This window comes from Nocardioides sp. NPDC058538 (genome assembly GCF_042719275.1).
GTDB lineage: Bacteria > Actinomycetota > Actinomycetes > Propionibacteriales > Nocardioidaceae > Nocardioides.
The window spans coordinates 1-9,639 of sequence record NZ_JBHXNY010000012.1; the positions used below are offsets into that span (position 1 = coordinate 1).

General features: G+C 70.1%; 8 protein-coding genes. 7 read left to right on the plus strand and 1 reads right to left on the minus strand.

The features are described from left to right. Window positions 1-90 precede the first annotated feature (90 nt). Complete coding sequence (locus tag ACFWQC_RS13105; protein WP_378678135.1) at window positions 91-2,553, minus strand: DNA topoisomerase (ATP-hydrolyzing) subunit A; 2,463 nt, start codon at window positions 2,551-2,553, stop codon at window positions 91-93. Between the two features lie 177 nt (window positions 2,554-2,730). Here ACFWQC_RS13105 and ACFWQC_RS13110 point away from each other — a divergent pair, with 177 nt between their 5' ends. The 7 genes from ACFWQC_RS13110 (at window position 2,731) to ACFWQC_RS13140 (ending at window position 9,550) form a co-directional block, all read left to right on the plus strand. Continuing rightward, window positions 2,731-2,958, plus strand: a complete 228-nt coding sequence (locus ACFWQC_RS13110) for a type II toxin-antitoxin system VapB family antitoxin (protein ID WP_160024211.1) — start codon at window positions 2,731-2,733, stop codon at window positions 2,956-2,958. A gap of 49 nt (window positions 2,959-3,007) precedes the next feature. Beyond that, window positions 3,008-5,710, plus strand: coding sequence for a GNAT family N-acetyltransferase (locus tag ACFWQC_RS13115; protein ID WP_378678139.1), 2,703 nt, complete (start codon window positions 3,008-3,010; stop codon window positions 5,708-5,710). A gap of 33 nt (window positions 5,711-5,743) precedes the next feature. Next, window positions 5,744-6,328, plus strand: coding sequence for a DUF5998 family protein (locus ACFWQC_RS13120; protein ID WP_378678142.1), 585 nt, complete (start codon window positions 5,744-5,746; stop codon window positions 6,326-6,328). Further along, the gene (locus ACFWQC_RS13125; protein WP_378678144.1) at window positions 6,325-7,449 is read left to right on the plus strand and encodes an alkaline phosphatase family protein; all 1,125 of its coding nucleotides are present in this window, start codon (window positions 6,325-6,327) and stop codon (window positions 7,447-7,449) included. The genes ACFWQC_RS13120 and ACFWQC_RS13125 overlap by 4 nt, the downstream gene beginning before the upstream one ends. Before the next feature lie 155 nt (window positions 7,450-7,604). Beyond that, window positions 7,605-8,228, plus strand: coding sequence for a pyridoxamine 5'-phosphate oxidase family protein (locus ACFWQC_RS13130; RefSeq protein WP_378678147.1), 624 nt, complete (start codon window positions 7,605-7,607; stop codon window positions 8,226-8,228). 49 nt (window positions 8,229-8,277) lie between these two features. Next, entirely contained in the window at window positions 8,278-8,895 is a 618-nt protein-coding gene (locus ACFWQC_RS13135) for a CGNR zinc finger domain-containing protein (protein WP_378678150.1), read from the plus strand. 10 nt (window positions 8,896-8,905) lie between these two features. Further along, window positions 8,906-9,550, plus strand: a complete 645-nt coding sequence (locus ACFWQC_RS13140) for a thymidine kinase (protein ID WP_355018379.1) — start codon at window positions 8,906-8,908, stop codon at window positions 9,548-9,550. Window positions 9,551-9,639: the final 89 nt, after the last annotated feature.

The window sequence follows — 9,639 nt, forward strand, 5'->3', positions numbered from 1 at the left end:
GACCAACACGGTCCCATCGGCGCTCGATAGGACCGTGTTGGTCTCGACACGCCTCCGCCTAGCGGCTCCGGCGGCTCGACCAGCGGGGCGTCACCTGTGGGCGACCGGGCCGGCGACGGCGTCGATGGGCTGCTCGAGGGGGATCCCGGAGCCGTCGCGGCGCGGGTCGATCTCGGGCAGCTCGATGGGCGCCCCGGAGGCCGCGGCGGCCATCGCAGGAGCGGCGCCGACCCAGGCGAAGACGATCGAGTCCTCGCCCTTGAGGTAGCGGTGCGCGCGTACGCCGCCGGTGGCTCGGCCCTTGGCCGGGTACTCGCTGAACGGCGTGGTCTTCACAGAGCCGGTCTCGGTCCCGGGCAGAGCGCTCGAGGAGCCGGCGACGGTGACGACCGCGGCACCCTCGGGAGCGTCGGCGGAGACGATCCCGAAGAAGACGACGCGGGAGCCGTGCGCCATCCGGACGCCGGCCATGCCGCCGGCGCTGCGTCCCTGGGGACGGACAACATCTGCCGGGAAGTGCAGGAGCTGGGCGTCGGAGGTGACGAAGACCAGCGACTCGGTGCCGGTGCGCAGCTCGGCCGCGCCGACCACCTCGTCGCCGTCGGCGAGCTTGATGACCTCCCACTCGTCCTTGTTGAGCAGCACTTCCGGGTTGACCCGTTTCACCACGCCCAGGCGGGTGCCGAGCGCGATGCCGGGACCGTCGGTGGCCAGCGTCGTGAGCGCCAGTGCGCGCTCGTCGGACTCCAGCGAGAGCAGCGCGGACAGCGGAAGACCGCCGGAGAGGTTCGGGTCGCCGTGGGTCGGCGGCATCGCCGGCAGGTCGAGCACCCCGAGACGTACGAGACGACCGCGGGAGGTGAGCACGCCGATCTGGCCTCGCGCGGTCGCCGGGACCACCGAGACGATCACGTCGTGGTTGGCGCGGCCGGAGCCGGTCGAGAAGGGCTCCGCGTCCGAGGAGCGGGCCAGGAGACCGGTCGAGGAGAGCAGCGCGAAGCACGGGTCGTCGGCGACCTCGAGGCTCATCGCCTCGAGCGCCGGGGTGCCGGCGGAGGCGAGCAGCACGGTGCGCCGCGGCGTGCCGAAGGTCTTGGAGACCTCGCCGAGCTCGTCGGAGACGACCTTGCGCAGCATCTCGTCGTCACCGAGGATCGAGTCGAGGTATTCGATCGTCGCGCGAAGCTCGTCGCGCTCCTTCTCCAGCTCGATCTTGGAGAACTTCGTCAGCCGGCGCAGCGCCATGTCGAGGATGTACTCCGCCTGCGGCTGGCTCAGGTCGAAGACCGACATCAGCCGCTCCTTGGCCTCGCCGGCGTTGTCGGAGGCGCGGATCAGCTGGATGACCTCGTCGATGTCGAGGATCGCGATCAGCAGCCCGTCGACCAGGTGGAGCCGGTCGGCAGCCTTGTCACGACGGAACTGCGAACGGCGGCGCACGACGTCGTAGCGGTGTCCCAGGAAGACCTCGAGCAGCTCCTTGAGGCCGAGCGTGCGCGGCTGCCCGTCGACGAGCGCGACGTTGTTGATGCCGAAGGAGTCCTCCAGCGGCGTCATCTTGTAGAGCTGCTCGAGGACGGCCTCGGGCACGAACCCGTTCTTGACCTCGATCACCAGCCGGGTGCCGTGCTCGCGGTCGGTGAGGTCCTTGAGGTCGGCGATGCCCTGGATCTTCTTGGACTGCACCAGGACCTTGACGCGCTCGATGATCTTCTCGGTGCCGATGTTGAACGGCAGCTCGGTGATCACGATGCCCTTGCGGCGCCCGAACGGCTCGATCCGCGTGGTGGCGCGGATCTTGAAGGAGCCGCGGCCGGTCTCGTACGCATCCCGGATCCCGTCCAGGCCGACGATGGTGCCGCCGGTGGGGAGGTCGGGGCCGGGGATGAACTTCATCAGCGTGTCGAGCTCGGCGCCGGGGTGCTTGATCAGGTGGCGCGCGGCGGCGATGACCTCGATCAGGTTGTGCGGGGCCATGTTGGTGGCCATACCGACCGCGATCCCGGTGGCGCCGTTGACCAGCAGGTTGGGGATCGCCGCGGGGAGCACGCTCGGCTCCATCTCCCGCGAGTCGTAGTTGGGCCGGAAGTCGACCGTGTCTTCCTTGATGTCGTCGGTCATCGCCTGCGCCGCCGGGCCCATCCGGGCCTCGGTGTAACGCATCGCGGCGGCCGGGTCGTCACCGCCGGGGGAGCCGAAGTTGCCGTGCCCGTCGATCATCGGCAGCCGCATCGCCCACGGCTGCGCCATCCGGACGAGGGCGTCGTAGATCGCGCCGTCGCCGTGCGGGTGCAGCTTGCCCATCACCTCACCGACGATGCGGGCACATTTCACGTGGCCGCGGTCTGGACGTACGCCCATGTCGTTCATCGTGTAGAGGATCCGGCGCTGCACGGGCTTGAGACCGTCGCGGGCGTCGGGCAGTGCCCGGGAGTAGATGACGGAGTAGGAGTACTCCAGGAATGAGGACCGCATCTCGTCCCCGATGTCGGTGTCGAGGATGTGCTCCTCGAAGTCGTCGGGTACGTCCTGCTTGGTCTTGCCGCGTGCCATAAGGGGCATTGTCTCGAATCCCTGTGCGAGTGCGACATCGGGCTCGCCGACAGTGCCGATTTCTGGATGCGGATCCGAGCCGAGTTGGTCTTCCGTATGCCGCGCATCCGCGTACATTGGCTGTAGAGATCAATCCGTCCGGAGTCACCGGTTCAACGCACATGGAGGTGCTTGAAGATGGCTGTCACCCAGATCGAGCTCGACACCGAGCTGCTCGAGGAGATCCAGCGGATCTCCGGCGCGACCACGCCCCAGGAGGCGGTGGAGTTCGCCGTACGCGAGCTCGTCATCCGCAACCATGAGGGCGATGCTCCCAAGCACGCCCAGAAGCTGGCGCGGAACTGGGACTATGACGGCTGGCGGGTGCTCAACGAGCGCGACCGCGCCAACGTCGTACGTCACTGACGGCGGCTGCTGCGCGCGAGACCCTGGCCTCTGCCGCTAGATTTCTCTCGTGACCGCGCAGCAGACCCCGCCGTACCCCTCCCACTGGGAGGCGGACGTGCTGCTGCGCGACGGGCGGACGGCCCACATCCGGCCGATCCGGTCGGCGGACAAGGACCTGCTGGTCGACTTCTACGACCACCGGGTCAGCGACGAGTCGAAGTACTACCGGTTCTTCTCGCCGATGCCGCACCTGTCCGCCCGCGACGTCGCGCGCTTCACCGAGGTCGACCACAAGGACCGGGTGGCGTTCATCCTGACCCTGCGGGGCCGGATGATCGCCGTCGGGCGCTACGACGTGGTCAAGCCCGGGGAGGCCGAGGTCGCCTTCCTCGTCGAGGACGACTACCAGGGCCGGGGGATCGCGCAGATCCTGCTCGAGCACCTCGCCCAGGCCGGGCGTGAGCGCGGGGTCACCAAGTTCACCGCCGACGTGCTCCCCGACAACGCGCGGATGATCCAGACCTTCCGCGACGCCGGCTACAAGGTGGCCAGCGTCTACGAGGACGGGGTCATCTCGCTGCAGTTCGGGATCGACGTCACCGACACCGCGGTCGGCCGCCTCGCCCTGCGCGAGCACGAGGCCGAGTCCGCCTCGATCCACCGCTTCTTCAACCCGCGCTCGGTCGCGGTCATCGGGGCCAGCCGGCGACAGGAGACCGTCGGCCAGGCGCTCGTGCGCAACCTGGTGATCGGCGACTTCACCGGCCGGGTCTACATGGTCAACCCCAGTTCCACCGCGGTCAGCGGCATGCCGGCGTACAAGAGCGTCCAGGACATCCCCGACGACGTCGACGTGGCCATCGTCGCGGTGCCCGCCGACGCCGTCCAGGACGTCGTGCTCGACTGTGCCGCCAAGGGCGTGCACGGGCTCGTGGTCATCTCCAGCGGCTTCGCCGAGACCGGCGAGGAGGGCCGCCAGCGGCAGCGGCGGCTGGTGAACCTGTCCCGCTCCTACGGGCTGCGGCTGATCGGGCCCAACGCGCTCGGCGTCATCAACACCGACCCGCAGGTCAAGATCAACGCCAGCCTTGCCCCGACGATGCCGCCGCGCGGCCGCGCGGGCTTCTTCTGCCAGTCGGGTGCGCTCGGCTCCGCGATCCTGGAGAAGGTCAACAACCGAGGCCTGGGCCTGTCGACCTTCGTCAGCGCCGGAAACCGCGCCGACGTCTCCGGCAACGACCTCCTGCAGTACTGGGAGGAGGACGTCTCGACCGAGGTCGTGATGATGTACCTGGAGTCGATCGGTAACCCGCGGAAGTTCTCCCGCATCGCCCGCCGCGTCTCCCTGCGCAAGCCGATCGTCGCCGTCCGCTCGGGCCGCACCACCCAGGGTGTCCCGATGGGTCACGCGGTCCGCAAGATCAGCGCCCCGCCGGCGGCCGTCGACGCGATGTTCCGCCAGGCCGGGATCATCCAGGTCGACACCCTCGACGAGATGTTCGACGTCGCCCAGCTCCTCGCCCACCAGCCGCTCCCGCGCGGCCGGCGGGTCGCCATCGTCGGCAACTCCGACGCCCTGGGCCTGCTGGCCGCCGACGCCGCCGTCTCGGCGGGTCTGCAGGTCAACAAGCAGGTTCCGCTGCCCACCGAGCCGAGCGCCGAGGACTTCGAGGACGCGCTCGACGCGGCCATCGACGACCCCGAGGTCGACGCGGTGATCTCGGTCTACATCCCGCCGCTCAACGTCTCCGGCGAGGAGATCGCCAACGTGCTCGCCGCGGTGGGGGAGCAGTCCGACAAGCCGCTGGTCACCAGCTTCCTGGGTGCCGAGGGTGTCCCCGAGCTGCTCCGTGTCCCCGACGTCGCCGGTTCGACCGCCGGTCGCGGCTCGGTGCCGTCCTACTCCTCGGTGGAGTCGGCCGTACGCGCCCTGGCCAAGGTCGTGGAGTACGCCGTGTGGCTGCGTTCCGCCGACGGCGAGACCCCGTGGCTCAGCACCGGCGAGTGCGACCCGCGCACGGCGCGCAAGATCGTCACCGACGTGCTCGCCGCGCGCCCGGCCGGGGGCGACCTGAGCCGCGAGGACCTGGGCATGGTGCTGGCCGCCTACGGCATCAAGCTCTGGAACACCCACAGCGTCAGCACCCTCGAGGAGGCGATCGCCGCCGCGGAGGACCTCGGCTGGGGTGTCGTCCTCAAGGCGACCGTCGAGAGCGTCCGGGAGCGGCCCGACCAGGCCCACGTCGTACGCAACATCGACGACGTCGACGAGATGACCGAGGCCTGGGAGCTGATCACCAGCCGGATCCCGCCCGAGACCGGCGGGTTCACCGTGCAGCGCACCGCGCCCCCGGGGGTCCCGGTCGCGATCCGCTCGATGGAGGACCCGCTGTTCGGCCCCGTGGTCTCCTTCGGCATCGCCGGCCCGATCACCGAGCTGGTGGCCGACAAGGCCTACCGGATCCCGCCGCTGTCGGAGCGCGATGCCGCCTCGATGGTGCGCGAGATCAAGGCGGCGCCGATGCTCTTCGGCTACCGCGGCGGCGACATGGTCGACGTCGACGAGATCGAGCGGCTCGTCCTCAGGGTCGCCCAGCTGCAGAACGACCTGCCCCAGATCTCCTCCCTCGACCTCTCGCTGGTCCTCGTCGGGCTCGAGGGAGCGGCAGTCCTCACCGCCGGCGCCAGGGTCGACCTGGTCGCCGATCCACGCTCGGACTGGTTCGTACGCCGCCTCAATCCCGCGGTGGGCGACACACTGCCCGGCTAGGCCACCGTGGAACCCCGTGGAAGGATGGGTGCCATGAGCACCCGCACCGATGATCTCGACCGCGCCGACGACCTGCGCGCCGAGATCGACCGCACCGGCTACTACCCCGAGGTGGTGGCCGACTGCGTCGCCTCCGCAGTGGCCGGAGAGAAGGTGTCCTCCTTCTTCCTGCACCACGAGCCGACGTTCGACCGTGACGAGGTGCGCCGCCACCTCTCCGTGCTGGTGCTGACCCCGACGAGGCTGATCCTGGCCCACACCGACGAGCACGCCGGCGACGACCTGCTGCCCGAGCCCTACACCTCGACCTCGACCGAGGCCGTACGCATCGACTCGGTGAACTCCGTGGTGGTGACCCGGATGATCACCAACCCGACCAAGGGATCGAGCAAGCCGGCCGAGGTGGTCATGACCATCGGCTGGGGCGGCGTCAACCGGGTCGACCTCGAGCCCGCGGGCTGCTCCGACCCCAACTGCGACGCCGACCACGGCTACACCGGCGTGCTCACCCCCGACGACTTCTCGCTGCGCGTCTCGGCCGCCGCCGACGGTCACGACTCGGTCGAGCGCCTGCTCTCCTTCGCGGAATCGCTCTCGGCTCGCACGCACAACCGGTGACCGGGTTCGTCGCCCCCGCCTACGGGGAGCGCTCACTGGGTGATGTCCTGCCGGCGGTCGCCGCCGCCATGGGCATCCCGTTGGGCACCTCCGAGGCGCGACCCGGTCTCGAGCTGCCCGCGGCCGCTGCGTACGTCGTCTTCCTGGTCGACGGGATGGGCACCAACCTGCTGCGCCGCTATGCGCACGCCGCGCCGTTCCTGGCCTCGCTGAGCGAGGACCAGGAGACCGGCACTGCCGGGGTGCCGTCGACGACGGCGACCAGCCTCACCTCGTTCGGCACCGGGCTGACGCCGGGCGGGCACGGACTGGTCGGCTACACCTCCCGGATCCCCGGCACCGAGCACCTGCTCAATGCCCTGCAGTGGCGCAAGGACGTCGACCCGGTCGAGTGGCAGCCCAACCAGACCGTCTTTCAGCGGCTGGGCGAGGCCGGTGTGCCGGTCACGGTGATCAACAAGCGCGTCTTCGGCGGCTCCGGGCTGACCATCGCCGCCCACCGGGGTGCCGAGTTCGTCGGCGCCGACCGGGTGGGGGAGCGGATCGCCTCGGCGGTCGCGCTCTCGCGGGTGCCGGGGTCCCTGACCTACCTCTACGACGGCGACCTGGACTGGACCGGCCACAAGTACGGCGTCGCCTCCTCGCCCTGGTTGCAGCAGCTCTCGATGATCGACGCCGAGGCCGAGCAGCTGCGGGACGCCCTGGACCCGTCCGTACGCCTCCTGGTGCTCGCCGACCACGGCATGGTCGACTCGCCCGCCACCTCCCGCACCGACATCGACGACTTCTCCGAGCTCCGCCACGGGGTCGCCCTGGTCGGTGGCGAGGCCCGTTTCCGGCATCTCTACTGCTCGCGCGGCGCGGTCGACGACGTGGTCGCGACCTGGTCGGAGACGCTGGGGGACAAGGCCGACGTGATGACCCGGGAGACCGCGATCCGTCGTGGCTGGTTCGGGCCGGTCACCCCCTCGGTGCTGCCGCGGCTCGGTGACGTCATCGTCGCCTCCCACGGGGAGCACGCGGTCGTCTCGACGAGCCTGTTCCAGTACGAGACGACGCTGGTCGGGTTGCACGGATCGCTGACCCCGGACGAGATGCTCATCCCGCTGCTGGTCTCCTGACGCGCTCGTCCCGGGCGCTGCTGTGCGCCAATCTCGCCGGGCGGGAATGACTCGCCGCACTAATGGTTACAACCTACGTATCCATTAGAAGGACACTTGTCGTGTCCGGCGGAAAGGCTTGTCATGGGTGAGCACAGAGTCGACGAGGGCCGGCGATGACCGGGCACTACGGGCAGGTCGCGTTCACGCCGCTGGTGACCGAGCACCAGGCGATCCACGGGAGCGCCGCCGCGTACGCACCGATGGCGGAGGCGGGTGACGCGCCGGACCGGATCGGCAGGGGCGAGGCCGCGTTCATCACCTCGCGCGACAGCTTCTTCCTTGCGACCGTCAACGAGACCGGATGGCCCTACGTCCAGCACCGCGGCGGACCGCCCGGGTTCCTGAAGGTCGTCGACGAGACGACACTGGGGTTCGCCGACTTCCGGGGCAACCGGCAGTACATCACCCGCGGCAACCTCGATCACGACGAGCGGGTCTCGCTGTTCCTGATCGACTACCAGCTGCAGGCGCGGATGAAGATCTTCGGTCGAGCGCGCGTCGTCGAGCTCGAGGACGACCCCGAGCTGGTCGGCTCGCTCGCTCCGGCCGGGAGCGCGGCGCGCGTGGAGCGCGGGATCCTGATCGACGTCGAGGCGTTCGACTGGAACTGCAAGCAGCACATCCCGCAACTGGTGCCCCTGGAGACGGCCCGGCACACCGTCGCTGAGCTGGCCGAGCGGATCAGCGAGCTCGAGGCTGAGCTGGCCGCCGCGCGTGGTGTAACGGCTGAACCCTAGACTGACCGTTAGAACTGACCGACAGAGATCGATGACGGAGGAGGCGGCCGTGGAGCTGCAGGTGCCGGTGCTGTACCCGACCCAGCCCCGGGCCGTACGTCTCATGAACACGATCTGGGCCGACCGGACGGGAGTGCACGACTCGCTGGAGAGCGTGGCGCACCTGGAGGCCTGGGCCGAGGAGGCGGGCCTCGGCCGCCACCCAGATCTGAACGAGCACGACCTCGGCCGGGCCCGGGCGCTGCGCGACGCCCTGCGCCGGCTGGCCGCCGACCTGACCGCCGACGGCCGGCCGGCCGCCGTCTCCGATGCACTCAGCACAGAGACGGCGCTCGCGGTGCTCAACGAGTTCGTGTCCCACTGCGCGCCGACGCTCCGCCACGGTGCGCAGGGTGGCTACGAGCGAGAGTGGCTCGCCGACGGCACCGGGCCGCAGCGGGAGCTGAACCTGGTGGCGCTGGAGGGATCCGAGGTGTTGGCCCAGCACACGCCCCACGAGCTGAGGGCGTGCGGCGGCCCCGGCTGCGTCCTGTACTTCGTCCGCGACCACCCACGGCGCGAGTGGTGCTCCGCGGGCTGCGGGAACCGGGCACGGGTCGCGCGCCACTATCGGCGGAACGCGTCCAGCTCTGAGGGTCCTGCCACGAGCCGCAGCGCAGCCCACTAGGCTTCCGCAAGTGGCTGAGCTGACCTTCTGGACCGGGACGATGGACGCGGGGAAGTCGACTCTCGCGCTGCAGACCAACCACAACCACGCGACTCGCGGCAGGGTGGGGCTGATCTTCACCGCCCACGACCGCTCCGGCGAGGCGGTGGTCACCTCGCGACTCGGTCTGACCCACGACGCGATCGAGGTCACCGACGACTTCGACTTCTGGCGCCACGCCGTCGACTCGCTGACCCACGGCGCCCGGATCGACTACCTCATCTGTGACGAGGCCCAGTTCTACACGCCCGTGCAGATCGAGGCGCTGGCCAAGATCACCGACGAGCTGCAGATCGACGTCTTCTGCTTCGGCATCCTCACCGACTTCCGCACCCGGCTCTTCCCCGGTGCCGCTCGTCTGGTCGAGCTCGCCGACCGGACCGAGGTGCTGCAGGTCGAGGCGCTGTGCTGGTGCGGCAAGCGGGCCACCCACAACGCCCGGGTCGAGGACGGCGTCATGGTCACCGAGGGCGACCAGGTCGTCGTCGGCGACACCGACGAGGCCCCCAGCGCGGTCTCCTACGAGGTCCTCTGCCGCCAGCACCACCGCCGCCGCCTGACCGCGGCCCGGGCCCAGTCGGTCTCGCTGGTGCCCGAGCCGCTGCCGTTCGGCTGACCCCGCGACGCTGGTCGAGCCGCGAGGCCGCCTGCGGCCGAGCGTGTCGAGACCAACACGGTCCCGTCGGCGCTCGATCGGACCGTGTT